Below are 26989 nucleotides of genomic sequence, written 5' to 3' on the forward strand. Positions count from 1 at the left end.
TCTCCTCAAAGACCCGGAGATGACGCATGTTGCTCACCGCGTCAATCTTCGTATTGCATCAGCGCTTCCACAGGCACGTCCAGCCGCTCCCGCCCGCGCAGGGCGGTGAGTTCTATCATCACCGCGGCAGCCACCACCTCCGCCCCCACATTGCGCAACAACTTGATCCCGGCCGCCATGGTGCCGCCGGTGGCGAGCAGGTCGTCCACCACCACCACGCGGTCACCGGGCGAGACCGCGTCCGCCTGGATCTCGATCCGGTCCGTGCCATATTCCAGCGCGTAATCCAGCCCCACCGTGCGGCCAGGCAGCTTGCCGGGCTTGCGCAGCATGACGAACCCGCAGCCGAGCTTGAGCGCCAGCGGCGCGGCCAGCAGAAAGCCCCGGCTCTCCACCCCGGCCAGGATGGCGGGGTTATAAACCCGCACCCGGTTGGCGAGGCGCCCCATGGCCACCTGCCAGGCATCCGCGTCCCGCAGCAGGGTCGAGATGTCGTAGAACAGGATGCCCGGCTTGGGAAAATCGGGGATGCCGCGAATATGATCTTTGAGGTTCATGGTGGCGCTCCTATAACCGAGCTTAGCCGGGTGGCAAATTCACCGTCTCGCCCCAGGCGGCGGCGGCGGCCTCATCCGCGGCGCGGGCTTCCACCCAGCGCAGCGTGCCATTCCTGTATTCCTCTGCTTTCCAGAACGGCGCGCGGGTCTTCAACTGGTCGATGAGATAGGCGGTGGCGGTGAGGGCCTCCGCGCGATGGGCGCTGGCAGTGCCTGCAAAAACAATTTTTTCCCCGGGCAGGAGCCGCCCGGTGCGGTGGATGATCACCACGCCCCGCAAGCGCCAGCGCGATTGCGCCTCCGTGGCGAGGCGCGCCAGGGCCGGCCCGGCCAGGCGGGGGTGATGTTCCAGCCGCAGCGCGGCGAGGGCGTCATCGTCAGCGGGGCGGACGATGCCGATGAAGCTGGCGATGCCGCCCACCCCTATGCTGCTCAGCTGAGCGAGCAGCGCCGCCGTGTCGAAATCCTCCGCCTGAACCGCTGTCAGCCGCATGGTCAGCCACCGGTGAAGGGGGGGAGAAACGTGAGGTCCCTGGCGGCGCCGAAGGGGGTGTCGAGGTCGTGGAAATCGTCGCCGATGACGCAGCGGATCAACGTTTCGTCGGCGAAGGCGTCGGCATGGGCTGCGCTCTGCCCGCGCAGCCAGGCGATGAGCTGGCGCGGCGTTGCCACCCCGGCGGGCGGTTCCACCTCCTCCGCGTTCAGCCCCACGCGCTCGCGCAGCCAGGCGAAGTAGCGCACGCGCATCGGCTAGCGGGCGTCGCCCGGCACGGCGAGCACGGGCTGGGGCGCGCCGTTCACGCTGGGGTAGAGATCCCCGCCCGCCGTAATGCCCTCCGCGCCATTAACCTGCGGCCCCTGGCCCGGCGGGTAGGGCGAGGGCAGGGAGGGGGTGTAGCCCTGGCCCAGCGGCAGGTCAGAATTCTTCTCCACCTCGCTCAGCGTCGGCATGGGCTGCACCGGCCCGGGCCAGACATTGCCGGGCTGCGGCTCCAATGGCGGTACTTGCGGATTCTTGCCCAAAGCGCGCTGCGCCGTCTCGCTGGTTCCTTGCGGCGTGTTGGGATTGCCGAAAGGCCACAGCGCATGATCGGCGAACTGGCCGCCTCCCGCGCAGCCGGTCAGGCAGAATGCCGTCATCACGGCCAGGGGGATGCGCAAGCTGTGGCTCCTTGATACGATAACCCGCCCCACGTTAGCGCAAGCGCCGCGTCCGGGAAACTGATTCGCTGCGGCGGGTCACTGGCCGGACCCGGCATGGCGCAGCCCGGCGGTGAGATAATCCCAGCCGGTGATCAAGGTGAGTCCGGCCGCCAGCCAGAGCAGGACGAAGCCGGCGCCGCTCGCGGGCACAAAGCCGAGGCCCAGCCAGCGCGCGCCGGAATTGCCCAGCAGCAGCAAAATGAGCGACACCATCTGCACGCCGGTCTTCCATTTCGCGAGCCGGGTCACCGGCAGGCCGACACGGATGCCGGCCAGATATTCCCGCAGGCCGGAGACCAGAATCTCCCGCAGCATGATGACGATGGCGGGGTAGATGCCATAGGCCGGCATATGGCCGAAGCCGACCAGGCACATCAGCGTGGCGCCGATCAGCAGCTTGTCGGCGATGGGGTCGAGCATGCGGCCGAAATCGGAAAGCTGGGACCATTCCCGCGCCAGCTTGCCGTCGAGATAATCGGTGATCGCCGCGAGGGTGAAGAGCAGCGCCGCGCCGAAACCCGCCCCTGGCGTGCCCACCGCCTCCAGCACCACCAGCAGCGGAATGGCGGCGATGCGCGAAAGCGTGAGGAGGTTGGGCAGGTCGGTGAGCATCGCGCCGGTTCTAGCCGGAATCGGGGCCGGGCGGAACCTTCAGGCGGCGCGGGTGAGGCGTTTGACCCAGGCGGAGAGATGGTGGCGGCGCAGCTCGGCCCGGGCCTTGGCGCTGGTGGTCATGTAGTTCATCTGCACCACATAGCGCTGGCCGATGAAGCGTTTATGGCCGTGCCAGCTGGTCGGGCCGTTGGGGAAGACCAGCAGCGTGCCCTCCACCGGCGGCACCTCCACCGCGTAGTTCTCAAGGTCATGGCCATCCCGCAGCAAACGCAGGCAGCCCTCCTGCCGGGCCCAGGCGGCGCCCTCCGCGGGGTTGAGATAAAGCAGGATGGTGACGCGCTTGGCGCTGCTATCGGTATGGATCTGCCCGTCCTGCGCGCCGGAATTGCCGCGCAGCGTCGTCATCAGTGGCGCGTCTTGAAGGTCGAGCCCGAGTTTTTCGGCGATGATGGCGCGGAATCGCGGACTTTCCAGCGCGGCGATCGCCTCCTTGGCCGCCGGGCCGAGCCGCAGCGCCCCGATGGGAAAGCTGCCCCGTCCCTTCATCGGGGGTAGATCAGCCACCACGCGGGGCAGGCTCTCAGGTTTGATGAAGCGTTCCAGCAGGAGATGGGGAAACGGCTCGGAGGAGACCGGGGCCGCCCCCAGCGCGGCGAAATCCGCGAGATCCATGACAAACCATTCCGCGTTGGGTTGAATATGGCGGCTAGGTAGGCGCTCCGCGTGGGCCATGCAAGCCGTCATGCGGGGCGGGCTTGTTGCGCCGCTCCGGCGCGGGGGCTATCCGCGCCGCATGGCAAGTCCTCAGGAACCGGGCGTGATGCCCGCCTATCGCGCCCGCCTCGCCTCGGGCCAGTTGAGATACGACGCCGCCCAGGCGGCGGCGGTGGAGCATCTGCAGGACCTTTGGGCCAAGCTGCGCGGGTATGACCCCAACCCCCAGCAGCCCCCCAATGGCTGGTTCGGCCGGCTGCTGCGGCGCAAGCCGGTGGATGAGGTCCAGGACCACCCCAGCGGGCTTTATATCGTCGGCGAGGTCGGGCGGGGCAAATCCATGCTGATGGATCTGTTCTTCGCCGCGGCCGAGGTGCCGCGCAAGAAGCGCATCCATTTCCACGATTTCATGCAGCAGGCCCACCGGCGCTTCCACCAGATCAAGCGCGAGCATCCGGAGGTGGACGACCCGATCCCGCCGCTCGCGGATATGATCGCCGGCGAGGCGGCGCTGCTCTGCTTCGATGAATTCCAGGTTCATGACATCGTCGACGCTATGATCCTGGGCCGGCTGTTCGAGGCGCTGTTCGCCCGCCAGGTCGTGGTCGTCGCCACCTCCAACACGCTGCCGGACGATCTTTATAAAGGCAAGCCGGGGCGGGACGCCTTTCTGCCCTTCATCGAGCTGCTCAAAAAAAATCTGGACGTGCTGGTGCTGGACGCCGAGCGGGATTACCGGCGCGGGCGCGAGCATGGGCTGAAAGCCTGGGTCGTGCCCGCCGATGGCCGGGCCGACGCCGCGCTCGACCGGGTGTTCGCCCATCTGACCCAAGGCCAGGCCGCGCGACCCGAAACGCTGCTGATCCAGGGGCGCAAGCTGACCGTGCCGTTGGCGGCGAACGGGGTGGCGCGGTTCGATTTCCATGCTCTGTGCGGGGTGCCGCTGGGGCCGGGCGATTATCTCGCCATCGCCACCCATTACCATACCCTGCTGATCGACGGGATTCCCCGCCTCTCGCCGGAGAATTTCGACGAGGCGCGCCGCTTCGTCACCCTCATCGACGCGCTGTACGAGCATCGCTGCAAGCTCTACGCCTCCGCCGCCGCCTATCCCGATGATCTCTACCGCTCCGGCGAGGGCTCGCGGATATTCGAGCGCACCGCCTCGCGGCTGGAGGAAATGCAGAGCGAGACCTATCTCGCCCTGCCGCATCTCACCTGAGGGGTGATGAGCGAGATGCAGGATATTGCCTTGCCGGAGAAGCGGAATGGGAGTAGCACCGCCGCCGGCGCCCCTCATAACTTTAGAGACAGGTAGGCTGAACCCGCATGAATATACATGAATATCAGGGCAAGGAATTGCTGAAAGCCTATGGCGTGGCGGTTCTGGACGGTTATGTGGCCTGGACGCCCGAGGAGGCGGTGGACGCCGCGAAGAAACTCCCCGGTCCGGTCTATGTGGTGAAATCCCAGATCCATGCGGGCGGGCGCGGCGCCGGCCGGTTCAAGGAGGACCCCAGCGGCAAGGGCGGCGTGCGCCTGGCCCGCTCCCTGGATGAGGTGCGCGAGGCCGCCGCGGCGATGATCGGCCACACGCTGGTGACCAAGCAGACCGGCCCGGCCGGGCGGCTGGTCCGGCGGGTCTATGTGGAGGCGGGCTGCGACATCAAGCGCGAGCTTTATCTCTCCCTGCTCATCGACCGCTCGGTTTCCGAGATCGTCATCGTCGCCTCGACCGAGGGCGGCATGGAGATCGAGGAGGTGGCGGAACAGCACCCTGAGAAAATTCTCCGCGCCCCGGTGGATCCGGCCTCCGGCGTCTCGCCCTTTCATGCCCGCAAGCTCGCCTTCGGGCTGGGGCTGGAGGGAAAGCAGGTCGCCACCTTCGTCAAATTCGTCACCGCCATCTATAACGCCTTCGCGGCGCTGGACGCGGCGATCATCGAGATCAACCCGCTGGTGGTCACCGGCCAGGGTGAGATCTACGCGCTCGACGCCAAGGTGAGCTTCGATGACAACGCCCTCTACCGCCATCCCGAGATCGAGAAGCTGCGCGACGAGGGCGAGGAGGACCCCAAGGAGCTGGAAGCGAATAAATACTCGCTTTCCTACGTGGCGCTGGACGGCAATATCGGCTGCATGGTCAACGGCGCTGGCCTCGCCATGGCGACGATGGACATCATCAAGCTGTACGGGGCCGAGCCCGCCAACTTCCTCGATGTCGGGGGGGGCGCCACCAAGGAGCGCGTCACCGCCGCCTTCAAGATCATCCTCTCCGACCCCAATGTCGAGGGCATTCTGGTCAATATCTTCGGCGGCATCATGCGCTGCGACGTGATCGCCGAGGGCGTGATCGCGGCGGCGCGGGAGGTTTCGCTCTCCGTGCCGCTGGTCGTCCGCCTGGAGGGGACGAATGTCCAGCTTGGCAAGGATATCCTGGCCAAGTCGGGCCTGCCGATCATCCCCGCCGACAATCTGGCCGACGCGGCCGAAAAAATCGTCAAAGCCGTGAAGGAAGCCGCCTGATGGCCATTCTCGTCAACAAGGAAACCAAGGTCATCACCCAGGGCTTCACCGGCGCCCAGGGCACCTTCCATTCCGAACAGGCGCTGGCCTACGGCACCAAGGTGGTGGGGGGCGTCACGCCGGGTAAAGGCGGCACCACCCATCTCGATCTGCCGGTGTTCAACACGGTGGGCGAGGCCGTGGCCAAGACCGGGGCCGATGCGTCCGCCATCTACGTGCCGCCGCCCTTCGCCGCGGATTCCATCCTGGAGGCGATCGACGCCGGGGTGGAGCTCATCGTCTGCATCACCGAGGGGATTCCGGTGCTGGACATGGTGAAGGTGAAACGCGCCCTGTCCGGCTCCAAGTCGCGGCTGATCGGGCCGAATTGCCCTGGCGTCATCACGCCCGATGAATGCAAGATCGGCATCATGCCCGGCCATATCCATAAGCGCGGCTCCATCGGCATCGTCTCCCGCTCCGGCACCCTCACCTATGAGGCGGTGGCCCAGACCACGGCCGCCGGGCTTGGCCAGTCGAGCTGCGTGGGCATTGGCGGCGACCCGGTGAAGGGCACGGATTTCATCGAGGTGCTGGACATGTTCCTGCATGACGACGAAACCCAGGCGATCATTATGATCGGCGAGATCGGCGGCCCTTCCGAGATCGACGCTGCGGATTTCCTCGCCCGTCACAAGATCAAGAAGCCGGTGGTGGGTTTCATCGCCGGGGTCACAGCCCCGCCCGGCCGCCGGATGGGCCATGCCGGGGCGGTGATTTCCGGCGGTAAGGACACCGCCGCCGCCAAGATCGCGGCGATGAAGGAGGCGGGAATTCTCGTGGCGGACAGCCCGGCCTCGCTCGGCAGTACGATGCTGAAGGCCCTGAACGGCTGAACGCGGCGGGCAATGTTCGTAAAAGGTTCAAAAAACCCGCAGGCGCGCCTGCGGGTTTTTTTCAAAAGGGGCGACCATGCACGCTTGGCAACCCAGCCCTGGCTTGGCAGGTAACGGTACGATAAGCAGTTGGGCCTATATGCGCCTGAGGCATAAAGGGTGGGGCGCGCGGCCTTGGGGCCTCATGCCGGGCTCGTGAGGGCCGGCTTTAAATAGAGGGGATTGAGTATGGCCAGTATGGACGTGGTTGCAACCGCGATGAACGGGGCGAATGCCCAGTTCATCGAGCAGCTCTATGCGAAATGGGTGGAGGCGCCCGATTCCGTCGATCCGGATTTCGCAGCCCTGTTCGCGGCGCTGGATGACGATACCCGCGCCATCCTGTCCGATGCTTCCGGAGCTTCCTGGGCGCCGCGCCCCTCGGTCTTCGAGACCGTTAGCGCCGATGCCGCCCCCAAGCCGGGCCAGCCCTCCCCCCGCGCCGCGGTGCCGGTGGAAACCCGCACGGCGACGCTCGATTCCATCCGCGCCCTCATGCTCATCCGCGCCTACCGGATGCGCGGCCATCTGGAAGCGGATCTCGACCCGCTGCATTTGAAGCCCAAGGGCTACCATTCCGAGCTGGACCCGGCCACTTACGGCTTTACCGAACCCGCCGATTTCGACCGTCCCATTTTTCTCGATGGCGTCCTGGGCTTTGAGACCGCGACCCTGCGCGAGGTGATGGCCGCGCTGCGCAAGAGCTATTGCGGGCATATCGGCGTCGAGTTCCTGCATATTCAGGACCCCGCCCAGAAAAGCTGGATTCAGCGGCGGATCGAGGGCGCGCCCTGGCTTGAGGCGTTCGACAAGACGGCCAAGTCCAAAATCCTCAACCAGTTGACCGAGGCCGATAGTTTCGAGACCTTCTGCCAGAAGCGTTTCGTCGGGACCAAGCGTTTCGGCCTAGAGGGCGGTGAGAGCTCGATCCCGGCTTTGCATACGATCATCGAGACCGCCGCGGGCCATGGCGTGCGCGAGGTCGCCATCGGCATGCCCCATCGCGGCCGGCTCAACACGCTGGTCAATATCGTCAAAAAACCGCTGGTGGCGCTGTTCTCGGAATTCGGCGGCGGCTCGCCCAACCCCGATGACGTGCAGGGCTCGGGCGATGTGAAATACCATCTCGGCACCTCGACCGACACGGTAATCAACGGCAACCAGGTTCATATCTCGCTCCAGCCTAACCCGTCCCATCTCGAAGCGGTGGACCCGGTGGTGGTCGGCAAGATCCGCTGCCGCCAGGACATGGCGGGGGACACCACCCGCCGCTCCGCCATGGCGATTCAGATGCATGGCGACGCCGCCTTTGCCGGGCAGGGTCTGGTTTATGAAACGCTGGCGATGAGCCAGCTCATCGGTTACCGCACCGGCGGCTCGGTGCATCTGGTCATCAATAATCAGATCGGTTTCACCACCGTTCCCGCTCACGCCTTCTCCGGCCTCTATTGCACCGATGTCGCCAAATCCGTGCAGGCGCCTATTTTTCACGTGAATGGCGACGACCCCGAGGCTGTCGCCTATGTGGCTCAGCTTGCCGCAGAGTTCCGCTGCGAGTTCGCCACCGATGTGGTGATCGATCTCGTTTGCTATCGCCGCCACGGGCATAACGAGATCGACGAGCCCTCCTTCACCCAGCCGATCATGTATAAGGCGATCAAGGCCCTGCCGACGACGCGCGCCCTTTACGCGGAACGGCTCGCCAAGGAGGGCTCGGTTTCGGAAGCCGAGGCGGCCGCCATGGTGGAGGCCTATACCAAAAAGCTGGAGGCCGCGTTTGAGGGGGCCAAGGATTACAAGGTCAACAAGGCGGACTGGCTGGAAGGTCATTGGGCCGGGCTGAAACAGGCCGGCGATGACGGCGAGAAACTGGATGGCATCACCGCCGCGCCACTCGACCAGCTGCAACTGGTGGGCCGGGCGCTGTATACCCCCCCGCAGGATTTCGATCTCAATCCCAAAATCGCCCGTCAGCTCGAAGCCAAGCAGCAAATGTTCGAGACCGGCGAGGGGGTGGATTGGGCGACGGGCGAGGCTCTGGCTTTCGGCACGTTGCAGCTCGATGGTCACCGCGTGCGGCTCTCGGGCGAGGATGTGCAGCGCGGCACCTTCTCCCAGCGCCACGCCGTGCTAGTGGACCAGACCAACCAGAACGAATACGTGCCGCTGAACAATATCAAGGAGGGGCAGGCGCGTATCGAGGTTTTCAATTCTCTGCTCTCCGAGGCGGGGGTTCTGGGCTTCGAATACGGCTTCAGCCTCGCCGATCCTTCCAACCTCGTGCTGTGGGAGGCGCAATTCGGTGATTTCGCCAATGGCGCCCAGGTGATCATCGACCAGTTCATCGCCTCGGGCGAGAGCAAATGGTTGCGTATGAGCGGCCTCGTGATGCTGTTGCCGCATGGCCAGGAGGGTCAGGGGCCGGAACATTCCTCCGCCCGGCTGGAACGCTACCTGCAACTTTGCGCGGAAAATAACCTCATAGTCGCCAATCTCTCGACCCCGGCCAATTATTTTCACGCCCTGCGCCGCCAACTTAAGCGGAACTACCGCAAGCCGCTGGTCCTGATGACGCCCAAATCCCTACTGCGGCACAAGCTGTGCGTCTCCCCCCTTGCCGATTTCGCGGAGGGCTCCAGCTTCAAATTCGTCATTTCTGAAATTGACGAGCTGGTTCCGGCGGAAACGGTCAAGCGCGTGGTGCTCTGCTCCGGCAAGGTCTATTACGACCTGCTGGCCGAGCGCCGCGAGCGGGGCGTCAAGGACGTCGCCATCGTCCGGCTAGAGCAAATCTATCCCTTTCCCGCCAAGGCGCTGAAAACGGTGATCGGGGCCTATAAAAATGCCGAGATCGTCTGGTGCCAGGAGGAGCCGGAAAATAACGGCGCCTGGTTCTTCGTGGATCGCCGGATCGAGGCCGTGCTCAACTGTCTGGATGGCGCGGCCAAGCGGGCGCGCTATGTCGGCCGTCCGGCCATGGCCTCTCCCGCCCCCGGCCTTGCTAAGATGTACGTCGCCCAGCAGGCCGCGCTGGTCAATGAGGCGCTCTCGGTTTAACCAATCCGTCTCCCGTGGCAACAAAAACAGGAGTTACCATGCCGGCCGAAATCAAGGTTCCCCCGCTGGGCGAGAGCGTCAGCTCCGCCACCGTCGCCCGCTGGATCAAGAAGGTAGGGGAGGCGGTGGCCGCTGACGAGCCCATCGTCGAGCTTGAGACCGATAAGGTCACGGTCGAGGTCAACGCGCCGGAAGCGGGGGTGATCGCCGATATCGCCGCCGATGAGGGCGCCGAGGTGGCCCCAGGCGACGTGCTGGGCCATGTGGACGCCAAGGGCGCGGCTGCGCCGAAAAAAGAGCCGGCCGAGGCCGCCGCGCCCCCTACCGGGGTGCGCGCCCAGCAGGAGCCGCCCGGCCCGGTGGCCCGGCCAGGCGTGGGCGCCTTGCCCGCCGCCGCCAAGATGATGGAGGAGAAGGGCGTCAACCCCGCCGAGGTGGAAGGCACAGCCAAGGGCGGCCGCATCTCGAAGGGTGATGTTCAGGCATTTCTGCAAAAATCCGAGAGTCCGGCCAGCCCGGCTCAGCCTGCGGCCGCCGCCAAGGCGCCGCGCCCCACCGGGCCGCGCGAGGAGCGGGTGAAGATGACCCGGCTGCGCAAGACCATCGCGGCGCGGCTGAAGGAGGCGCAGAACACCGCCGCCATGCTCACCACCTTCAACGAGGTGGATATGAGCGCGATCATCGCGCTGCGCGGCGCCTACCGGGACGCGTTCGAGAAGAAACACAATGGCGTGCGCCTTGGCTTCAATGGTTTCTTCGTCAAGGCGGTCTGCGCGGCGCTGGCAGAATTCCCGGCGGTCAATGCCGAGATCAGCGGCGATGACATCATCTATAAGCACTATGTGAATATGGGCATCGCCGTGGGCGGGGCGAACGGGCTGGTCGTGCCCGTTATCCGCGATGCCGACCAGAAGAGCATCGCCGAGATCGAGGCGGAGATCGCCGGCTTCGCCAAGCGCGCCAAGGAAGGCACGCTGAAGCTGGAAGAACTTACCGGGGGCTCGTTCTCGATCACCAATGGCGGCGTCTATGGTTCGCTGATGAGCACCCCCATCCTCAACCCGCCGCAATCCGGCATTCTCGGCATGCATAAAATTCAGGACCGCCCGGTGGCGGTGGAGGGCAGGGTGGAAATCCGCCCGATGATGTATCTGGCCGTCTCCTACGATCATCGCATCATCGATGGCCGTGAGGCGGTGTCCTTCCTGGTGCGGGTCAAGGAAAGCATCGAGGATCCGCGCCGTCTGCTGCTGGAAATCTGATCCCGCATAAAAAAGCCTTCAACCGCCCGGTTGAAGGCTTTTTGGTGGTGGTGGGGAGATGTCAGGCGGCGCGCTTCTCGACCTCTTCCGGGGCCATCTGCACCAGCGCCTCGTAATCGTCCTTGAGCGTCTCGGTCAGGCGGGAGGGCTCGAAATTCAGCTCGCCGATCTGACGGATGGGGGTAATCTCGGCGGCGGTGCCGGAGACAAAGGCCTCACTGAAATTCGCCATTTCCTCGGGCTTGATATGGCGTTCGATCACCTCGATCCCGCGCGACTTGGCCAACGCCATCACCGTGCGGCGGGTGATGCCATCCAGGAAGCAATCCGGAATTGGGGTATGCAGCTTGCCGTCCTGGACAAAGAACACGTTGGCGCCCGTCAACTCACCCACGAAGCCGTCCCAGGTGTACATCAGCGCGTCGTCGAACCCTAGATCCTCGGCCTTGTGCTTGGAGAGCGTGCCGATCATGTACAGCCCGGCGGCCTTGGCGGCGGTGGGTGCGGTTTGCGGATGCGGCCGCCGCCACTCGGCGATGTCCAGCCGCACTCCCTTCATCCGGTCGGCGCCGAACAAATTGGGCCATTCCCAGCAGGCGATGGCGAGATGGATCTTGGTGTGCTGGGCGGAAACCGCCAGCTGTTCCGAGCCGCGCCAGGCGATTGGCCGCACATAGGCGTCGGTGAGGTTGTTGGCCTTGATCACCTCCTGGCTGGCCTTATTGATCTGCTCACGGGTGAAGGGAATTTCATACCCCAGGACCCGGGCGGAGTTGAGCAGGCGCTCGCTATGCGCGTCGAGCTTGAAAATGTTGCCGCCATAGGAACGCTCGCCCTCGAACACGGCGGAACCGTAATGCAACCCATGGCTCAATACGTGCAGCTTCGCCTCACGCCAGGGGATCAGCTTGCCGTCCCACCAGATGAAGCCGTCGCGGTCATCGAAAGGCACGAGTGCCATGGTCAAAATACTCCGTTTGGGTTAACGTTCCGGTACAATGCCATCTTGCGAAATAGTCAGTGTCCTCACCATATCATTGCGGCCCATGACCGGTTCTTGAAATTGCCATGCCTGACGCGCCGACTCAACCCTATGTGACCAGCAAACGGGAAACCCTGCCCAGCGCCGGGTACGCGGCCGCGGGGGCCGGTCTGCTCTTTTTGCGCGAGGACGAGATCAGGACCGCCCAGGATCTGCTGTTCTTCGCCTTCCGTGACCTGAATGGCCGGTCGGATGCGATCCTGGAGGAGCTGGGATTCGGCCGGGCGCATCATCGTTGCCTGCATTGGATTGGCCGACGGCCCGGATTGAAAGTGGGCGAATTGCTGGCCATTCTCGGCATCACCAAGCAAAGCCTTACCCGGGTGCTGGGACCTTTGATCCGCGCGGGCTACGTGGCCCAGGTTCCCGGCACGCGGGACCGCAGGCAGCGCCTGCTCACCCTCACCGAGAGCGGAGCCGCGCTGGAACGGCGGCTGTTCGAGGCCCAGCGGGAACGGATGCTGGCAGCTTATCGCGAGGCGGGCGGACCGGCGGTGGAAGGATTCAAGCGTGTGATGCGCGGGCTTATCGGCGAGGCGGGCCGCCAGTGCCTCGAAGGCAAGGAGCTGGTCGGGCCCAAGCCCCGCCAGGGGTGAGGCGCGCATGGGGGCTGAGGCATTGCCGGCGGAGGATGCGCCGCACGTGCTGCTGGTGGATGACGACACGCGCCTCGCCGCTCTGGCGGGGCGCTATCTCGCCGAGCAGGGATTTCGCGTCACCCGCGCCGCCTCCGCCGCCGAAGCGCGGGCCCGGCTGCGCGCCATGGAATTCGATCTGTTGGTGCTGGATGTGATGATGCCGGGCGAGAACGGGCTGGAACTCACCCATAGCCTGCGGGGCGAGCGCGCCCCCACCACGCCCATATTGCTGCTCACGGCGCGCGACACGCCGGAGGATATTCTCGCCGGGTTCGAGGCCGGGGCGGATGACTATCTCGGCAAGCCCTTCGACCCGCGCGTGCTGGTGGCGCGGCTGCGCGCCATGCTGCGCCGTGCCCACCCGACCGCCGCCAGCGCCGCCCCCGTGCAGCTCGGCGAGGCGGTGTTCGACGCCGGGCGTGGCGAGCTGGCCGGCCCAGCCAGCCGGGTGCGCCTCACCGGGGCGGAGCTGGCCCTGCTTTCCGCCCTCGCCGCCCGCCCGCATGAAATTTTCTCCCGCGAGATGCTGGCGGCCGCGCTGGGGCTGGATGACGTGAATGAGCGCGCCATAGACGTGCAGGTGACACGTCTACGCCGCAAGATCGAGCCGGACCCGCGCGAGCCCCGCTTTCTCCAGACGGTGCGCGGCAAGGGCTATGTGCTAAAGCCCGGTCCGTGAGGCCGCGTTGAGGCTGCGCATGGGACCGCTGCAGCCGGAACGGCTGTTGCGCAAATTCCTGCCGCGCGGACTGTTCGGCCGCTCGCTGCTTATCGTGCTGGTACCGATGGTGGTGCTGCAGGGGGTGGCGCTGCAAATCTTCTACGGCTCGCATCTGGAGACGCTGTCGCGGCGGCTGGCCGGAGCAGTGGCGGGAGAGATCGCGTTCATGATCGACCAGATCGAGCGCGATCCCACCCGCCGGGGCCTGGTGATGCAGGAGGCCAACATTCACTTCACCTTCGGCACCGTCTTTCTCAGGAACGAGACGCTGCGCCATCTGCCGCCGCCGGACGCGCCCGGCCCGGTGGACACCGACCTCGCCGCCGCCCTCGCGCAGGATCTGCACCGCCCGTTCAACGTCGCCTGGCATACCCATCCCGGTCTGTTGCGCGTCAATATCCAGATGAGCGACGGCGTGCTCAGCATCGACGTGCCGCGCAAGCGCCTGTTCGTCGGCACGTTCTATATTTTCCTGGTCTGGCTCATTGGCTCGGCCCTGCTGCTATTCGTTCTCGCCGCCTTGTTTCTGCGCACCCAGGTGCGGGGAATCAAGCGGCTGGCGGAGGCGGCGGAGGCGTTCGGCATGGGGCGGGATAACGGGCCGATCCGTCCGGAAGGCGCCATCGAGGTGCGGCGCGCCGCCAGCGCCTTCAACCGCATGCAGGAGCGGCTGCTGCGTTTTCTCACCCAGCGCACCACCATGCTGGCCGGGGTGAGCCATGATTTACGCACGCCGCTGACCCGGCTGCGCCTCGCCCTGGCCATGCAGCCTGGCATTCCGCAGGAGGATATGCGGGACATGGAGGGCGATATCGCGGAGATGGAGCGGCTGATCGGCATCTATCTAAGTTTCGCCCGGGGGGAAGGAGAGGAGCAGGCCGTACCCACGGACCTCACGGAATTGCTGGAGGAGGTTTGCGCGGCGGCGCGGCGGGCGGGGGCGCGGGTCAGCCTCGCCGCGCCTCACGGCCTCACCGTGACCCTGCGGCCCGAGGCGATGCGCCGGGCACTCACCAATCTCATCGATAACAGCCGCCGCCATGCCGCGGAGATCATGGTCGGCGCCGCGCGGGCGGGGCGGAACGTGCAAATCTTCATCGATGATGACGGTCCTGGCATTCCCGCCGGCAAACGCGAAACCCTGCTGAAGCCGTTCGAGAGCGATGACCCCGGCGGGACCGGGCTGGGGCTTTCCATCGCGCGGGACATCATCATCGCCCATGGTGGCGCGATCCGCCTGCTCGACCGGCCGGGCGGCGGGCTGCGGGTGGCGATCGAGCTGCCATTGTAGCCACCCGCTAAAATTCAGGCGGCAGGGCGCTCCGCCGCCTCCAGCGCCGCCGCGGCCTCCAGCCAGGCGCTCTCGGCGGTCTCGACCTCATGCTTCAGCGCGCCCAGCCGCAGCGTTATCTTCGCGAGCTCCGCCGCCCGCGGCGGGGTGTAGAGGCTGGCATCCGTCAGCCGGGCTTCCAGCGCCGCCTTTTCCGCAAGCAGCCGGTCCAGCGCCGCTTCGGCCGCCTTGGCCGCCTTTTGCAACGGGGCCAGCCGGGCCCGCGCCTCGGCCCGCGCGGCCCTGCCGCCCTCCCGCTTCTCCGCGCCGTTCCTCACTGGCGGCGGGGCGGCGCGCTCGCCCAGGCTGGCGGCATAGGCGGCGAGGTCACCGGGATAGGGCGTCACTTTGCCCTCCGCCACCAGCAGCAGCCGGTCCGCCGCCAGCTCCACCAGATACGGGTCGTGCGAGATCAGGACCACCGCGCCCGTATAGTCGGTGAGCGCCCGGATCAGCGCGTCGCGCGCGTCGATGTCGAGATGATTGGTCGGCTCGTCGAGAATCAACAGATGCGGGGCGTCCCGCGTGGCCAAAGCGAGCAGCAGCCGCGCCTTCTCGCCCCCCGACATCTCTCCCACCGGCGTGTTGACGCGGTCCGCGTCCAGGCCGAACCGCGCCGCCTGGGCGCGGATCGCCGCCGGGCTGGCCTGGGACAGCGCCCGCGCCAGATGGTCGAAGGGCGTCTCGGTCAGCACCAGATCATCCTCCTGATGCTGGGCGAAATAGCCGACCCGCAGCCCTTTCGCCCGGAATTCCCGCCCGCGTAGCGGCGCCAAACGCCCGGCCAGCAGCTTGGCCAGGGTGGATTTGCCATTGCCGTTCTGGCCGAGCAGGGCGATGCGGTCTTCCATATCGATGCGCAGGCTCACGCCGGAGAGCACAACCCGGCCCTCATAGCCCGCCGCCACGCTCTCCAGTTGGAGCAGCGGCGGCGGCAGCTCCTCCGGCGAGGGAAAGGAGAAGGCGGCGGGCCGCGCCTCCACCACCGATTCGATCTGCGGCAGTTTTTCCAGGGCTTTCAGGCGGCTTTGCGCCTGGCGCGCCTTGGTGGCCTTGGCGCGGAAACGGTCCACGAAGGCCTGCATATGCGCCCGCTGCGCCGCGATGCGCTCCGCCGCCCGCGCCTGTTGCAAGGCGCGCTCCGTCTTGATGCGGATGAATTCCGAGAAGCCGCCCGGCGTGAGGGTGAGCTTGCCGTTCTCCAGCGCCGCGATGGCGTCCACCGTTTTGTCGAGCAGCTGGCGGTCATGGCTGACCAGCAGCATCGCGCCGGCGAATTTGCGCAGGAACCCTTCCAGCCAGAGCGTCGCTTCCAGGTCGAGATGATTGGTCGGCTCGTCCAGCAGCAGCAAATCGGGCGCGGAGAACAGCGCGGCGGCGAGAGCGACCCGCATGCGCCAGCCGCCGGAGAAAGAGGACATGGGGCGGGCCTGGGCGGCCTCGTCAAAACCAAGCCCGGCGAGGATGGCCGCGGCGCGGGCGGGGGCGGCATCGGCCTCGATGATGAGCAGGCGCTCGTGGATTTCTCCCAGCCTCTCGCCCGGCGTCGCCGGGTCCGCCGCCGCGGCCAGCAGGGCGGCGCGCTCGGCATCGGCGGCGAGCACCACCTCCAGCGGCGTGATCTCCCCGGCGGGCGCCTCCTGGGCGACATAGCCGAGCCGCACCCGCGGCCCGAGACTGATCCTGCCGCCATCGGGGCGGAGCTGGCCGGAGATGAGCCGCAGCAAGGTTGATTTACCAGCGCCGTTGCGCCCGATGAGGCCAACATGCCGCCCATCCTCCAGCACCAGATCAGCATGGTCCAGCAAGGGCCGCCCGGCGATGGAATAAGACAGCTCCTCCAGGCGCAGCGCACTCATGCGCCCTTCTCTATATAACCACCCGGCTCTTGCCCAGCCCGGGCGGCCCGGCTATGGCCCGCCAAACCCTGACAGGAGAGCTTGGACCATGGCCATCGAACGCACCCTCTCGATCATCAAACCGGACGCCACCCGCCGCAACCTCACCGGCAAGATCAACGCCAAATTCGAGGAAGCCGGGCTGACGATCGCCGCCACCAAGCGCCTGCATCTCACCCGCGCCCAGGCCGAGGCGTTTTATGCCGTGCATGCCGCGCGCCCCTTCTTCAACGACCTCGTCTCCTTCATGATCTCCGGCCCGGTGGTCGCGCAGGTTCTGGCGGGGGAGAACGCCATCGCCCGCAACCGGGAGATCATGGGGGCCACCAACCCCGCCAACGCCGCCCCCGGCACCATCCGGGCGGAATTCGCCGAATCGATCGAAGCCAATTCCGTGCACGGCTCCGACAGCCAAGAGGCCGCGCAAGCCGAGATCGCCTTCTTCTTCGCGGAGATCGAGATCGTCGCCTGATCCGGCGATAAATCCATGGTCAAACGCCCATTGATAATTATACTGCCTCCTACCCGCTCCGGACGCCCGCCAGGGAGACGCCATGCTGATTGATACCGAAGCCGAGGCCGAGGCGCTGCCGCTGGACGAGATCGACCGCAAGATCATCGCCGAGCTGCAAGCGGATGGACGGCTGACCAATGTCGAGCTGGCGCGCCGGGTCGGCATTTCCCCCCCGCCTTGCCTGCGGCGGGTGCGCCGGCTGGAGGAAACGGGCTATATCAATGGCTACCACGCCGATACGGACGGCCAGAAGCTCGGCTGGCAGATCATTTTTTTCGCCATTGTCGGGCTGGAGAGCCAGAAATTATCGGTGCTGGAGGCGTTCGAGGATCTGGTGGCCACCTGGCCGGAGGTGAGGGAATGCCATATGATTCGCGGCGGCGGCGATTTCCTGCTCAAGCTGGTGGCGCGCGACGCCGGGCATGAAAACCGCCTGACCCAGCGCCTTACCAATGCCCCCAACGTGGCCAGGGTGCAGACCTTGCAGACCATCCGCACCAGCCGCTGTCTCGCCGGGGTGCCGATAGACCGGCCGCATGGCTGAGGCCGGGCTCGTTCTTCTCACCCTCCTCGTCGGAGGGCTGTGTGGTTTCGTGCCCGCCCGCCTGCCTTTCATCTTTCCCTTCGTCTTCAATCCTGTCGTCTTTCTCGGCTGCCTGCTCTTCGCCCTCTGGTACTGGCGGGGATGCCGCCGGCTGGGCGCGGCGGGGCCGGGGCCGGTCCGGCGCGGCTTTTATTATACCGGCGTCGCCGCTCTCTGGTTCGTGCTGCAGACGCATTTCGAATATCTCGCCCAGCACATGTTCTTTCTCAACCGGGCGCAGGCGATGACCCTCGGCATGGTCACCCCTTTTTGCGCGGGCATTTCCTGGCCCGGCGCGGCGCTGGCGGCGGGCGCGCCCGGCTGGCTCGTCCGCGCGGCGGTGGGGGCGTGGCGGCCCTGGCGGTGGCTTACCCATCCGCTCGCCGCCATGGCGGTCTTTCTCGTCACCTCCGATATCTGGCTGTGGCCGCCGGTGCATTTCGCCGCGATGATCGACCCCGTGCTTTATGCGGTGATGAACCTCTCCTGCCTCGCGGGCGGGCTGCTGTTCTGGATGGTGGTGCTGGACCCCCGGCCCAAGCCGCCTTGCCGCTTCTCCTACCTCGCCCGGGCCGGAACCGGCTTTTTCGTGATGTTTCCGCAAATCGCCCTGGGCGCCTATATCGCCCTGACGGGACGGGATCTGTTTTCCTTCTACGCGCTTTGCGGACGGCTGTTTCCCAGCATCTCTCCAGCGGGGGATCAGCTTCTTGGCGGGTTGATCCAATGGATTCCCCCCGGAATGATGAATGTGGCGGCCCTGATCATCACCCTGAACGCGCTCCGCTTGGCCGAGGCGCAAGCGGATGCCGGCTTGGTGCCGCCACCCGGCGCCAAGGTGTATGAAGCGAAATGGACGGGGCGCTGACATCCCGCCCACCGGATGAAACGGCGCGTGCGGGGCTGGACGCCGCCCCGGGCCGGGTGGCCCTGCGGGGCGCCTTGACGGCGCGCACGCTGGGTCCCCTCTGGCCGCAAGCCCTGCGCGCCAGCGCGGCGCAAGGCGGCGCGCTCAGCCTCGATCTCTCGGGCGTGGAGCGGATGGACGGCTCCGGCGCGGCGCTGATTCTAGCGATGGAGCGCGCCCATGGCGGCCAGGTGGAGATCGCCGGCGCCGCTCCGGCCGTGCAGGCCTTGCTGAACCAGCTGCGCGCCGTTGCTCCGCCCAAGCCGACGCCGAAAAAAACCGCGCCGCCGCCCGCTTTGCCGTTTGCCGGATTATGGCAGGCGGCCCGCACGCGAACCGCCTTTCTTGGCGCGACGGTGCTGGCGGTGATCTCGCTGCCCGTGCGTTTACGCATGTTGCGGCGGTCGGATTTCGCCGCCATCGCCCACCGGGCGGGCGCGCAGGCGCTGGGGCTGGTGCTGATGCTCGGCTTTCTCATCGGCATGATTCTCGCGTTCCAATCAGCGGTGCCGATGCGCCAGTTCGGCGCTGATCTCTATGTCGCGGATCTGGTGACCATCGCCCTTTGCCGGGAGCTGGGGCCGCTTTTGGTGGCGGTGATCCTGGCCGGGCGCACCGGCTCCGCCTTCGCGGCGGAACTTGGCACCATGCAGGTGAATGACGAGATCTCCGCCCTCGTCACCATGGGCATCAGCCCGGCGGTGATGTTGGTGCTGCCGCGTATCGCCGCGGCGATGCTGGTGATGGCGCCGCTCACCGTCGCCATGGATGGGGCGGGCCTCGCGGGCATGGCCGCGGTGCTCAACGCCTTTGGCTACCCTTTCGCGGCGATCAAGGGCCATATCGCCTCGGGTTCGGCCGCGAAGGATTTTGTTGAGGGGCTGGTCAAGGGCGTGATCTTCGCCGCGGCGGTGGCGCTGATCGGCTGCCGGGCGGGGCTGACGGCCAAAGGCGGCCCGCGCGCTGTGGGCGAGGCCGCGACGGCGGCGGTGGTGGGCGGCATCGTCGCCGCCGTGGCGCTGGATGGGCTGTTCGCCGTCATGCTATACCGGCTGCGGCTGTGAGCGCGGTCATCGAGGTCAAGGGCGCTACCCAGAGCTTCGGCGCGCGGACCATTTTCCGCGATGTCAGCTTCGAGATCGCGGCGGGCGAGGTCTTCGTCATTCTCGGCGGCTCGGGCTGCGGTAAATCAACCTTGCTGAAACAGATGATCGCCCTGCTGCCGCCGAGCGGGGGAGATATCATCGTCGCCGGGCATAGCGTGCGGCGCGAGCCGGAGGCGGTGCGCAACGTGATCGGCGTGATGTTCCAGTCTGGCGCGCTGTTCGGCTCTATGACCCTTCTCGACAACGTCTCGCTGCCGCTGGCGGTGTTCACCGATCTGCCCGCCAGCGCCTGCGCCGAGATCGCCCGGCTCAAGCTGGGGCTGGTGGGGCTGGGAGATGCCAGCCTGCTTCTGCCCTCCGAGATCTCCGGAGGCATGAGCAAGCGCGCCGCCATTGCCCGCGCCCTGGCGCTCGACCCGCCGATTTTGATGCTGGATGAGCCCTCCGCCGGGCTGGACCCGGTGACCTCCGCCGGGCTGGACAAGCTGATTCTCAGCCTGCGCGACACGCTGGGCACCACTTGCGTGGTGGTGACGCATGAATTGCCCTCGATCATGGCGATCGCCGACCGCTGCGCCATGCTGGATGCCAAGGCGCAGGGGTTGATCGCGCTCGGCACCCCGCAGGACTTGGCGCGGGATGAGACGCATCCGATGGTTCACGCCTTTTTTCACCGGGAGACGCTCTGATGGAGATGAACCGCGCGAGCTTGCGGGTCGGCGTCTTTGTGCTGGCGGGCGCGGCCTGCGTAGTGGCGCTGTTTTTCTTCCTCTCCGGCGGGTTTTCCCAGAACGGGGTGATTTATGAAAGCTATTTCAGCGAATCTGTGCAGGGGCTCGATATCGGCACCGCGGTGAAATATCGCGGCGTGCCGGTGGGCAACGTCACCTATCTCGGGCTGGTGGCGATGGAGTATGGCGGCTCGTCCGAGGCGGTGGAGCGCCAAAAGCAATACCGGCAGATTCTCGTCCGCTACCGGCTGAATTTCAAGAAGGTCGGATCGGTGGATATAGGCAGGGCCGTGGCGGCGGGGCTGCGCGCCCAGATCAAGCCGCAAGGCATCACCGGCCTCTCCTACATCGATCTCAGTTTCGTGAACCCCAAAACCTACCCGCCCGAGACGATCCCCTGGAAACCGGCCTATCCTGTCATCCCCACCATTCCCAGCACGCTCACCCAGGTGCAGGACGCGGCGGAAAAATTCTTCAGTTCACTCGATCAGGTGGATCTCGCGCGGTTGAGCGAAAACGTCACCGAACTCCTGGCGACGCTGAACAAGCAGATGAGCTCGGGCGACGCGCATGAGGCGCTGGCCAATCTCAAGGCGCTTCTGGCCAATCTCAATGAGGCCGTGCGCCAGAGCGATCTGCCCGCCACGGCGGCCAGCATTCGCAACCTCGCGGGCGGGCCGCAGACGCAGCAGATCCTCGCCAGCCTGGATCGGACCTCGGCCCAGCTCGCCCAGGCCAGTGCCCAATTGCCGGCGCTGGTGGCGTCTTCCCAGGCCGCCATCACCCAGGCCAACGAGACCACGGCCGATGTGCAGGCGCAGCTCGGGCCGATTTTGCAATCCATGCAGGCGACGATGAACAATCTGCGGGATCTTTCGGCCAGCCTGGCCGCTAATCCTGGCCAAATTCTCGCCGCGCCGCCCCCGCCCAAGGAGAGCCCATGATGCGATCCCGCCGCCTCGTTCTCGCCGCGCCGCTCGGCCTGGCTGGTTGCTCCCTGCTGCCCGCCCAAAAATATATTCCCCGCGCCAACTGGCCCTTGCAGCCTCCGCCCCCCGCGTTTCGCCCAACCCCGCCCACCGGGCCCGTGCTGCTGGTGCGCGCCATCGCTCCCGCCCCGGGGCTGGAGGGGCGCGGCCTGCAAACCTTGGGCGCGGATGGCAGCCTGCATAGTGATTTTTACAATCTCTGGGCCGTGCCGCCGGCTGAGGCGGTGACCCAGGCGCTCATCTCCTGGGCGCAGGCGAGCGGGTTGTTCGCGGCGGTGGTGACGCCCGGCTCGCGCCTGAATCCGGATCTGATCGTCGAGGGTGAACTCACCCAGCTTCTCGCCGACCTCCCCGCCCGGACCGCCCGTGCCGCGCTGACCCTCACCATTATCAAACCCTCCGGCGCGGTGGGCGGCTATCCGCAGCCTTTGGCCCAGCTGACCCTGGCGGCCCAGGCGCCGCTGCCAGCCAGCGATCCGGCGGCGCAGGCGGCGGCGGAAAACCAGGCCCTCGCCAATTTGCTCACGCAAGGACTCGCGGCGCTGGCGCGTTACGCCCGCCCTTGAGGCGGGGTGGTCAAGAGCGCCAGGGTTCCTCCGGCCAGTCGTGTTTCGGGTAGCGGCCCCGCATGTCGCGCCGCGCATCGGCCCAGCCGCCGCGCCAGAATCCGGCGAGATCGGCCGTGATGGCGATGGGCCGCCCCGCGGGCGAGAGCAGGGCGATTTGCAGCGGGACCCGTCCGCCGGCCAGCGCCGGGATGGCGTCCGTGCCATAATACATGTGCGCCCGGGCCGCCGCGACGGGCACCGGGCCGGAATAGTCGATCCTCACCCGCCCTTTTTTCAAAGGCAGCTCGGCGGGGAGGTCACGGTCCAGCCGCGCCGCCTGGGCGGGGGTGAGCCGGGCGCGGAGGATCGGGTAGAGATCGAGCTGCTTCACGTCTTTGAGATTGGTCATGCCCGCGAGATAGGGGGCCAGCCAGTCCTGCACGGTCGCGGCCAGGGCCGCGCGTGAGAGATCGGGATAATCCTGGTCGAGGCCGCGCATCACCGCCACCCGCGCGCAAAGGGCTTCCGCCGCCTCGCTCCATTCGAGCTGGTCGAGCCGGGTGGAGAGCGCCCGGGCGAGGGTGGTCTGGATTTCCTCCGGCGCGGGCGGGGCGTGGCGGTCGCTTAGCACCAGAGTGCCGAGCCGTACCCGCTCGCGCACATGCACGGCGCCGCTCACCGGGTCGAAGCCCGTCTCGCGGGTGGTCTGGCAGCGGGCGCGCAGGAAACCGGGCAGGTTTTCCGCGTCCAGCGCCGCGCCGAGGCGGATTTGCGCGCCGCGCCCATCGAGCGAGGCGACGGCGAGAAGGCGGGAGCGGGCCAGCGGGTCGGCGGGCGAGAGATGGCCGGAGCCGCCGCCGGAGAGACGGTAGGAGCCGGGCTCGCCCCGTGCCTGAGCGATACGGTCGGGAAACCCGGCCGCCACCACTGGGCCGGGCGAGCCGGCGGCGGGCAGCGCGCCGAGGCCAAGACGCTGGCGGTAGAGCCGCGCCGCCTGACGCACCCGGGCGAGGACCGCGCGGTCGCCCGCGCTTTTGCCGGCCAAGGCATCCAGCCGCAACTGCAGCTCGGCCGAGGCGCCGGGCGGCAGCACGTCCCGGTCTTCCAGCAGGGCGGCGATGTCGGCGGCAAGGGCGCGCGTGGGCGCGTCCGGCGCCGCCAGCATCATCGCGGCGAGACGGGGCGCGGCCCGCAGCCGCGCCATTTCCCGGCCCAGCGGGGTGATGCGCCCCGCCATGTCCAGCGCTCCCAGCTCCCTCAGCAGGGCCTGCGCCGCTTTCAACGCCCCAGCGGGCGGCGGCTCGGGGAAGGGCAGGGCGGCGGGCTCCTCGCCCCAGGCGGCGCAGGCGAGGGCGAGGCCGGACAGCTCGTCGGCGGTGATTTCCGGCGGATCGAAGGGGGGCAGGCCGCGATGCAGCGCCTCCGTCCATAGCCGGATGGCGACACCCGGCCCCAGCCGTCCCGCGCGCCCGGCGCGCTGGGCGGCGGCGGCACGGGAGATGCGGCGGGTGACGAGGCGGGTGAGGCCTGAGGAAGGGTCCAGCGCCGGGGCGCGGCGATAACCGCCATCGATGACGATGCGCACGCCCGGCACCGTGAGCGAGGTTTCGGCGATGGAGGTGGAAAGCACCACCCGCCGCTCCCGATGCTCGCGCAACGCCAGGTCCTGCGCCTCGCGGGGGAGGTCTCCATGCAGCGGCAGAACCAAGCAGGGACAACTCGCCAGCGCCTGGGCGGTGCGGCGGATCTCGGCCATGCCGGGGAGAAAGACGAGAATGTCGCCCTCATGCGCGCTCACCGCCTCGCGCACCGCCTTGGCCGCCGTCTCGGGCAGGTCGCGCGGGGAGGCGATATCCCGCCGGGCATGGATCTGCTCGACAGGATGGACCCGCCCCTGGCTCTCCAAAACCGGCGCGGCGAGGAGGGAGGCGAAGACCCGCGTATCGGCGGTGGCGGACATGGCGAGGATACGCAATTCCGGCCTCAGGCCGCGTTGCAGGTCACGCGTGAGCGCCAAGGCGAGATCGGCTTCCAGGCTGCGCTCATGCACCTCGTCGAAGATGACGAGATTGATGCCGGTAAGACCCGGATCGGCGAGCAGCCGGGCCGTGAGCAGGCCCTCGGTGATCACCTCGATCCGGGTTTGAGGCCCGGCTGCGCTTTCCAGACGGGTACGGAAGCCGACGCGCCCGCCCACCGGCTCGCCCAAGAGTTCGGCCATGCGCATCGCCGCGGCGCGCGCGGCGAGGCGGCGAGGTTCCAATACCAGAATTTTACCGAGCCCGGCCTCCAGCGCCGCCAAGGGCACCAGGGTGGTCTTACCCGTTCCGGGCGGAGCCGCCAGCACCGCGTTTCCGCCCTCTTTTCGTAAGATGTCGAGAAGCTCAGGCAAAATTTCATGGACGGGGAGCTTGGTCATGCCGCGTCCGGATACCAGAACGCGCAATTTTGTGCGATAATTCTGGCCATGGGTAGGAACGTATTGCTTCTTTTGCTGCTGGCGCTTGCGCCACGCCTGTGCTGGGCCGCCGCCAGCCCGCCATTTTCCTCTCCGCGCGACGAGGTGCGGCTGATTTCCGCCACCAATGAAACCAAAGACGGCAAGATCAAGCTGGCGCTGGAATTCAATCTCAAACCCGGCTGGCATATTTACTGGCGCAACCCCGGTGATGCCGGCTTCCCGCCCACGGTCAGCGCGAAGCCGCCGGTTGTGCTTGGACCTATTGCGTTCCCACCCCCTGAGTTTTTGTCTCAGAACGGAGTGGGCGCTTACGTGCTTTCCGGCCATGTGGTGCTGCCCTTCACGGCCAGCCGCGTGGCTGAGAACGGGGTGGCGGTGGAGGCCCGCTGGCTCGCTTGCGCCGATGTCTGTGTGCCCGAACATGCGAGCTTCACCCTGGCGCTGAGCGGCGGCGCCTCGGCCGAGGCCGGGCTGTTCCCCACCGCGCCCGCGAGCATCCCCTCTCCTTATGCCGCGCATCTGGCCCCGGATGGCACGCTCACCCTCGCGGGGCTCACGCCCCGTCAGGTCAAAACCGCCCGCTTTTTCCCGGATGCCCCCACGGTGCTGGTGAATGACGCGCCGCAGAGGCTGAGCTTTGGCCCGGAGGGGATGAGGCTGCGCCTCAAGCTGGCCGGGACGCCACCGCCAACCCTTACCGGCATTTTGGAACTCACCGACCCAAGCGGGCAGACCCAGGCCCTCAACCTCACGGCTGCCCCGGCGGCGCCCGCCCATGTGCCCTGGTGGCTGCTGGCCCTGCTGGGCGGCCTCGTGCTGAATCTCATGCCCTGCGTGTTTCCCGTATTGGCGATGAAAGGGCTGGCCTTCGCCCGGCTGGGCGGCGCCGCCTATGGCTATATCAGGCGTGAGGCGCTGGGCTACGCGGCGGGGGTCATGGTCTCGATGGCGACGCTGGGAGGGCTGTTGCTGGGCCTGCGCCAGGCTGGAGAACAGGTGTTTTGGGGCTTCCAATTCCATTCGCCCATTTTTGTCGCGGCGGCGGGCTGGATGATGCTGGCCGCGGGGCTGAGCCTCGCGGGAGCGTTTCATGTCTCCGTGCCGGGCTTCATCGGTCGCCTGCCGGCCCAGCATAGTTTTTTCACCGGATTGCTGGCGGTGCTGGTCGCCACCCCCTGCACCGCGCCCTTTATGGGCGCGGCCTTGGCCGCCGCCTTCGCCTTGCCGTTTTTGCCCGCCTTTACCTTGTTTCTCGCTCTTGGGGCTGGTCTCGCCCTGCCCATTCTCATTTTGGCGTTTCTGCCGCAATTGGCGGCCTTGCTGCCCCGGCCCGGGCGCTGGATGGCGGTGGCGCAGAAAGTCCTGGCCATCCCCATGTTCGGCAGCTTCGCCTGGCTGGTCTGGGTGCTTTATCTCCAGGCTGGGCCGCAAGGGCTGATTTTGGCGTTGGTGGGCGCCGCGATTCTTACCCTGGCGGTGCCGCGCCGCCCGGCTTTCGCACTGGTGCTGGTGGCGCTGCTGCTGTTTCTCCGCCCGGGCGCGGCTGACCAGCCGGGGCTCAGCCTGCCGAACGCGCGGCCCTATAGCGCCAGCACGCTGGCCGATTTGCGCGCCGCGGGACGCCCTGTCTTCATCGACCTCACGGCCGCCTGGTGCATCACCTGCCAGGTCAATGAACGCACCACCCTATCCGCCGCTCCGGTCCAGACCCTGTTCCGGAACCAGCACGTGGCGGTTCTGGTGGGCGATTGGACGGATCGCAATCCGGACATCACCGCATTACTGGAGGAAAATCACCGCGCCGGCGTGCCGCTTTACCTTTATTATCCGCCTGGCGGGGCGCCCAAGCTGCTTCCGCAGATCCTCACCCCTGGTATCGTCGCGGCAGCGCTTTCCGGTTAAAAACCCGTAAGCCCCATTGCGCCCTGTCCGGTTACGCCGCAAGTTCTGTTGTTTTAAAATGACAGTTCTCTAAGGAATTTAGAATGCAAGATGGCTCCGGCGCGGCGCTGGGCGGACCGCGCGCGAAACTCGACGCGGATTCCATTCGCGCCACCTATTCACGATACGCCAAATCCTATGACAGCTGGTTCGGCATGGTCTCCCGCCCGGCCCGCAAACGGGCGGTGGCGGCGGTAAACGCCGCCGCGGGTGATACGGTGCTGGAAGTGGGAGTGGGAACCGGTCTCGCCCTGCCGCTCTACGCGCCGCAGAAACGCGTGACCGGTATCGACCTCTCGCGGGAAATGCTGGAGGTGGCGCGCCAGCGCGTCGCGGCGCTCGGCCTGCGCCACATCGAGGGGCTGATGGAAATGGACGCCCAGGCCACCAGCTTCGCGCCGGGCAGTTTCGACGTGGCGGTGGCGATGTTCGTCGCCTCCGTGGTGCCGGACCCACGCGCCCTGGTGCGCGAATTGCGCCGGGTGGTCAGGCCCGGCGGCACCATTTTGTTTGTCAACCATTTCGCCCGGGAATCCGGCCCGGTATGGTGGGTGGAGCGGGCGATGGCCCGCGCCTCGCAACGGCTGGGCTGGCACCCGGATTTCCGGCTGGAGCATATGTTCGGCCCTGGCGATTTAACCCGGGCCAGCATCCAGCCCACCCCGCCGCTCGGCCTCTTCCGGCTGGTCGTGCTGCCCAATTAAGGGCGGCAGTCTTCGCTTGACGAAGAGC

The 26989-nt window shown here is 67.0% G+C and carries 26 protein-coding genes; 17 read left to right on the forward strand and 9 right to left on the reverse strand.

Going from position 1 to position 26989, the window contains the following annotated elements; genetic code table 11:
- Window positions 1–41 precede the first annotated feature (41 nt).
- The 6 genes from M7H45_RS04800 to M7H45_RS04825 form a co-directional block, all read right to left on the reverse strand.
- Complete coding sequence (locus tag M7H45_RS04800; protein WP_298215112.1) at window positions 42–557, reverse strand: adenine phosphoribosyltransferase; 516 nt, start codon at window positions 555–557, stop codon at window positions 42–44.
- Between the two features lie 22 nt (window positions 558–579).
- Window positions 580–1050, reverse strand: a complete 471-nt coding sequence (locus M7H45_RS04805) for a molybdenum cofactor biosynthesis protein MoaE (RefSeq protein ID WP_408832481.1) — start codon at window positions 1048–1050, stop codon at window positions 580–582.
- A 2-nt stretch (window positions 1051–1052) separates the two neighbouring features.
- Complete coding sequence (locus tag M7H45_RS04810; protein WP_298215113.1) at window positions 1053–1304, reverse strand: MoaD/ThiS family protein; 252 nt, start codon at window positions 1302–1304, stop codon at window positions 1053–1055.
- Between the two features lie 3 nt (window positions 1305–1307).
- Window positions 1308–1718, reverse strand: a complete 411-nt coding sequence (locus M7H45_RS04815) for a hypothetical protein (protein WP_298215114.1) — start codon at window positions 1716–1718, stop codon at window positions 1308–1310.
- Window positions 1719–1796: 78 nt separating this feature from the next.
- Window positions 1797–2372: a CDP-diacylglycerol--glycerol-3-phosphate 3-phosphatidyltransferase gene (gene pgsA / locus M7H45_RS04820; RefSeq protein WP_298215115.1), complete on the reverse strand. Its 576-nt coding sequence runs from the start codon at window positions 2370–2372 to the stop codon at window positions 1797–1799.
- Window positions 2373–2411: 39 nt separating this feature from the next.
- Complete coding sequence (locus tag M7H45_RS04825; protein ID WP_298215116.1) at window positions 2412–3047, reverse strand: 2OG-Fe(II) oxygenase; 636 nt, start codon at window positions 3045–3047, stop codon at window positions 2412–2414.
- A gap of 148 nt (window positions 3048–3195) precedes the next feature.
- Between M7H45_RS04825 and zapE the strand changes: the two genes are divergently transcribed.
- The 5 genes from zapE (at window position 3196) to odhB (ending at window position 10848) form a co-directional block, all read left to right on the forward strand.
- Complete coding sequence (gene zapE / locus M7H45_RS04830; RefSeq protein ID WP_298215206.1) at window positions 3196–4311, forward strand: cell division protein ZapE; 1116 nt, start codon at window positions 3196–3198, stop codon at window positions 4309–4311.
- A gap of 107 nt (window positions 4312–4418) precedes the next feature.
- Window positions 4419–5615, forward strand: a complete 1197-nt coding sequence (sucC, locus tag M7H45_RS04835; RefSeq protein WP_298215117.1) for an ADP-forming succinate--CoA ligase subunit beta — start codon at window positions 4419–4421, stop codon at window positions 5613–5615.
- Entirely contained in the window at window positions 5615–6490 is an 876-nt protein-coding gene (gene sucD, locus M7H45_RS04840) for a succinate--CoA ligase subunit alpha (RefSeq protein WP_298215118.1), read from the forward strand. Before sucC ends, sucD begins: the two co-directional genes overlap by 1 nt.
- 228 nt (window positions 6491–6718) lie before the next feature.
- Window positions 6719–9586 (forward strand): 2-oxoglutarate dehydrogenase E1 component, encoded by a 2868-nt coding sequence (locus M7H45_RS04845; protein ID WP_298215119.1) that lies wholly within the window; start codon window positions 6719–6721, stop codon window positions 9584–9586.
- Window positions 9587–9624: 38 nt separating this feature from the next.
- On the forward strand, window positions 9625–10848 hold the full coding sequence (odhB, locus tag M7H45_RS04850) for a 2-oxoglutarate dehydrogenase complex dihydrolipoyllysine-residue succinyltransferase (RefSeq protein ID WP_298215120.1): 1224 nt from the start codon (window positions 9625–9627) through the stop codon (window positions 10846–10848).
- A 61-nt stretch (window positions 10849–10909) separates the two neighbouring features.
- Here the strand turns inward: odhB and M7H45_RS04855 are convergent, their stop codons facing one another.
- On the reverse strand, window positions 10910–11809 hold the full coding sequence (locus tag M7H45_RS04855) for a branched-chain amino acid aminotransferase (protein WP_298215121.1): 900 nt from the start codon (window positions 11807–11809) through the stop codon (window positions 10910–10912).
- A gap of 107 nt (window positions 11810–11916) precedes the next feature.
- Here M7H45_RS04855 and M7H45_RS04860 point away from each other — a divergent pair, with 107 nt between their 5' ends.
- From M7H45_RS04860 to M7H45_RS04870, 3 genes are read left to right on the forward strand one after another with little or no spacing between them, the layout of a single operon-like run.
- Window positions 11917–12486, forward strand: coding sequence for a MarR family winged helix-turn-helix transcriptional regulator (locus tag M7H45_RS04860; protein WP_298215122.1), 570 nt, complete (start codon window positions 11917–11919; stop codon window positions 12484–12486).
- Between the two features lie 7 nt (window positions 12487–12493).
- Window positions 12494–13207 carry a response regulator gene (locus tag M7H45_RS04865; RefSeq protein ID WP_298215123.1) on the forward strand — a complete coding sequence of 238 codons (714 nt, stop codon included), beginning with the start codon at window positions 12494–12496 and terminating at the stop codon, window positions 13205–13207.
- A 19-nt stretch (window positions 13208–13226) separates the two neighbouring features.
- Window positions 13227–14540, forward strand: a complete 1314-nt coding sequence (locus M7H45_RS04870; protein WP_298215124.1) for an ATP-binding protein — start codon at window positions 13227–13229, stop codon at window positions 14538–14540.
- 14 nt (window positions 14541–14554) lie between these two features.
- On the opposite strand, the gene M7H45_RS04875 is transcribed toward M7H45_RS04870, so the two are convergent.
- Entirely contained in the window at window positions 14555–16438 is a 1884-nt protein-coding gene (locus M7H45_RS04875; RefSeq protein WP_298215125.1) for an ABC-F family ATP-binding cassette domain-containing protein, read from the reverse strand.
- An 88-nt stretch (window positions 16439–16526) separates the two neighbouring features.
- On the opposite strand from M7H45_RS04875, the gene ndk reads away from it, so the two are divergent.
- The 7 genes from ndk to M7H45_RS04910 all read left to right on the forward strand — a co-directional run bounded on the left by ndk (window position 16527) and on the right by M7H45_RS04910 (window position 21873).
- Complete coding sequence (gene ndk, locus M7H45_RS04880; protein ID WP_298215126.1) at window positions 16527–16949, forward strand: nucleoside-diphosphate kinase; 423 nt, start codon at window positions 16527–16529, stop codon at window positions 16947–16949.
- Between the two features lie 82 nt (window positions 16950–17031).
- A complete protein-coding gene (locus M7H45_RS04885; RefSeq protein WP_298215127.1) occupies window positions 17032–17535 on the forward strand; it encodes an Lrp/AsnC family transcriptional regulator in 504 nt (167 codons plus the stop codon).
- On the forward strand, window positions 17528–18442 hold the full coding sequence (locus tag M7H45_RS04890; RefSeq protein ID WP_298215128.1) for a cytochrome c oxidase assembly protein: 915 nt from the start codon (window positions 17528–17530) through the stop codon (window positions 18440–18442). Before M7H45_RS04885 ends, M7H45_RS04890 begins: the two co-directional genes overlap by 8 nt.
- On the forward strand, window positions 18427–19545 hold the full coding sequence (locus M7H45_RS04895; RefSeq protein WP_298215129.1) for an ABC transporter permease: 1119 nt from the start codon (window positions 18427–18429) through the stop codon (window positions 19543–19545). Before M7H45_RS04890 ends, M7H45_RS04895 begins: the two co-directional genes overlap by 16 nt.
- Window positions 19542–20276, forward strand: coding sequence for an ABC transporter ATP-binding protein (locus M7H45_RS04900; RefSeq protein ID WP_298215130.1), 735 nt, complete (start codon window positions 19542–19544; stop codon window positions 20274–20276). Before M7H45_RS04895 ends, M7H45_RS04900 begins: the two co-directional genes overlap by 4 nt.
- Window positions 20276–21262 (forward strand): MlaD family protein, encoded by a 987-nt coding sequence (locus tag M7H45_RS04905; protein WP_298215131.1) that lies wholly within the window; start codon window positions 20276–20278, stop codon window positions 21260–21262. Before M7H45_RS04900 ends, M7H45_RS04905 begins: the two co-directional genes overlap by 1 nt.
- Window positions 21259–21873: an ABC-type transport auxiliary lipoprotein family protein gene (locus tag M7H45_RS04910; RefSeq protein ID WP_298215132.1), complete on the forward strand. Its 615-nt coding sequence runs from the start codon at window positions 21259–21261 to the stop codon at window positions 21871–21873. Before M7H45_RS04905 ends, M7H45_RS04910 begins: the two co-directional genes overlap by 4 nt.
- A 10-nt stretch (window positions 21874–21883) precedes the next feature.
- Here M7H45_RS04910 and hrpB read toward each other — a convergent pair whose 3' ends face one another.
- On the reverse strand, window positions 21884–24274 hold the full coding sequence (hrpB, locus tag M7H45_RS04915) for an ATP-dependent helicase HrpB (protein WP_298215133.1): 2391 nt from the start codon (window positions 24272–24274) through the stop codon (window positions 21884–21886).
- A gap of 48 nt (window positions 24275–24322) precedes the next feature.
- Here hrpB and M7H45_RS04920 point away from each other — a divergent pair, with 48 nt between their 5' ends.
- Entirely contained in the window at window positions 24323–26218 is a 1896-nt protein-coding gene (locus M7H45_RS04920; protein WP_298215134.1) for a protein-disulfide reductase DsbD, read from the forward strand.
- Between the two features lie 83 nt (window positions 26219–26301).
- Window positions 26302–26961, forward strand: coding sequence for a class I SAM-dependent methyltransferase (locus M7H45_RS04925; protein WP_298215135.1), 660 nt, complete (start codon window positions 26302–26304; stop codon window positions 26959–26961).
- Window positions 26962–26989 lie beyond the last annotated feature (28 nt).

The organism is Acidocella sp. (genome assembly GCF_027352905.1).
In the GTDB taxonomy this organism is placed as follows: domain Bacteria; phylum Pseudomonadota; class Alphaproteobacteria; order Acetobacterales; family Acetobacteraceae; genus Acidocella.

Bases quoted from the DNA above. Each gene is read 5' to 3' on its own strand.
- M7H45_RS04860 (WP_298215122.1), top strand. From the start codon at position 11,917: ATGCCTGACGCGCCGACTCAACCCTATGTGACCAGCAAACGGGAAACC.
- M7H45_RS04865 (WP_298215123.1), top strand. From the start codon at position 12,494: ATGGGGGCTGAGGCATTGCCGGCGGAGGATGCGCCGCACGTGCTGCTG.
- M7H45_RS04805 (WP_408832481.1), bottom strand. From the start codon at position 1,050: ATGCGGCTGACAGCGGTTCAGGCGGAGGATTTCGACACGGCGGCGCTG.
- M7H45_RS04855 (WP_298215121.1), bottom strand. From the start codon at position 11,809: ATGGCACTCGTGCCTTTCGATGACCGCGACGGCTTCATCTGGTGGGAC.
- M7H45_RS04870 (WP_298215124.1), top strand. From the start codon at position 13,227: ATGGGACCGCTGCAGCCGGAACGGCTGTTGCGCAAATTCCTGCCGCGC.
- odhB (WP_298215120.1), top strand. From the start codon at position 9,625: ATGCCGGCCGAAATCAAGGTTCCCCCGCTGGGCGAGAGCGTCAGCTCC.
- M7H45_RS04800 (WP_298215112.1), bottom strand. From the start codon at position 557: ATGAACCTCAAAGATCATATTCGCGGCATCCCCGATTTTCCCAAGCCG.
- M7H45_RS04885 (WP_298215127.1), top strand. From the start codon at position 17,032: ATGCTGATTGATACCGAAGCCGAGGCCGAGGCGCTGCCGCTGGACGAG.
- M7H45_RS04905 (WP_298215131.1), top strand. From the start codon at position 20,276: ATGGAGATGAACCGCGCGAGCTTGCGGGTCGGCGTCTTTGTGCTGGCG.
- zapE (WP_298215206.1), top strand. From the start codon at position 3,196: ATGCCCGCCTATCGCGCCCGCCTCGCCTCGGGCCAGTTGAGATACGAC.
- sucD (WP_298215118.1), top strand. From the start codon at position 5,615: ATGGCCATTCTCGTCAACAAGGAAACCAAGGTCATCACCCAGGGCTTC.
- sucC (WP_298215117.1), top strand. From the start codon at position 4,419: ATGAATATACATGAATATCAGGGCAAGGAATTGCTGAAAGCCTATGGC.
- M7H45_RS04910 (WP_298215132.1), top strand. From the start codon at position 21,259: ATGATGCGATCCCGCCGCCTCGTTCTCGCCGCGCCGCTCGGCCTGGCT.
- M7H45_RS04825 (WP_298215116.1), bottom strand. From the start codon at position 3,047: ATGGATCTCGCGGATTTCGCCGCGCTGGGGGCGGCCCCGGTCTCCTCC.
- M7H45_RS04890 (WP_298215128.1), top strand. From the start codon at position 17,528: ATGGCTGAGGCCGGGCTCGTTCTTCTCACCCTCCTCGTCGGAGGGCTG.
- ndk (WP_298215126.1), top strand. From the start codon at position 16,527: ATGGCCATCGAACGCACCCTCTCGATCATCAAACCGGACGCCACCCGC.
- M7H45_RS04925 (WP_298215135.1), top strand. From the start codon at position 26,302: ATGCAAGATGGCTCCGGCGCGGCGCTGGGCGGACCGCGCGCGAAACTC.
- pgsA (WP_298215115.1), bottom strand. From the start codon at position 2,372: ATGCTCACCGACCTGCCCAACCTCCTCACGCTTTCGCGCATCGCCGCC.
- M7H45_RS04895 (WP_298215129.1), top strand. From the start codon at position 18,427: ATGGACGGGGCGCTGACATCCCGCCCACCGGATGAAACGGCGCGTGCG.
- M7H45_RS04810 (WP_298215113.1), bottom strand. From the start codon at position 1,304: ATGCGCGTGCGCTACTTCGCCTGGCTGCGCGAGCGCGTGGGGCTGAAC.
- hrpB (WP_298215133.1), bottom strand. From the start codon at position 24,274: ATGACCAAGCTCCCCGTCCATGAAATTTTGCCTGAGCTTCTCGACATC.
- M7H45_RS04920 (WP_298215134.1), top strand. From the start codon at position 24,323: ATGGGTAGGAACGTATTGCTTCTTTTGCTGCTGGCGCTTGCGCCACGC.
- M7H45_RS04845 (WP_298215119.1), top strand. From the start codon at position 6,719: ATGGCCAGTATGGACGTGGTTGCAACCGCGATGAACGGGGCGAATGCC.
- M7H45_RS04875 (WP_298215125.1), bottom strand. From the start codon at position 16,438: ATGAGTGCGCTGCGCCTGGAGGAGCTGTCTTATTCCATCGCCGGGCGG.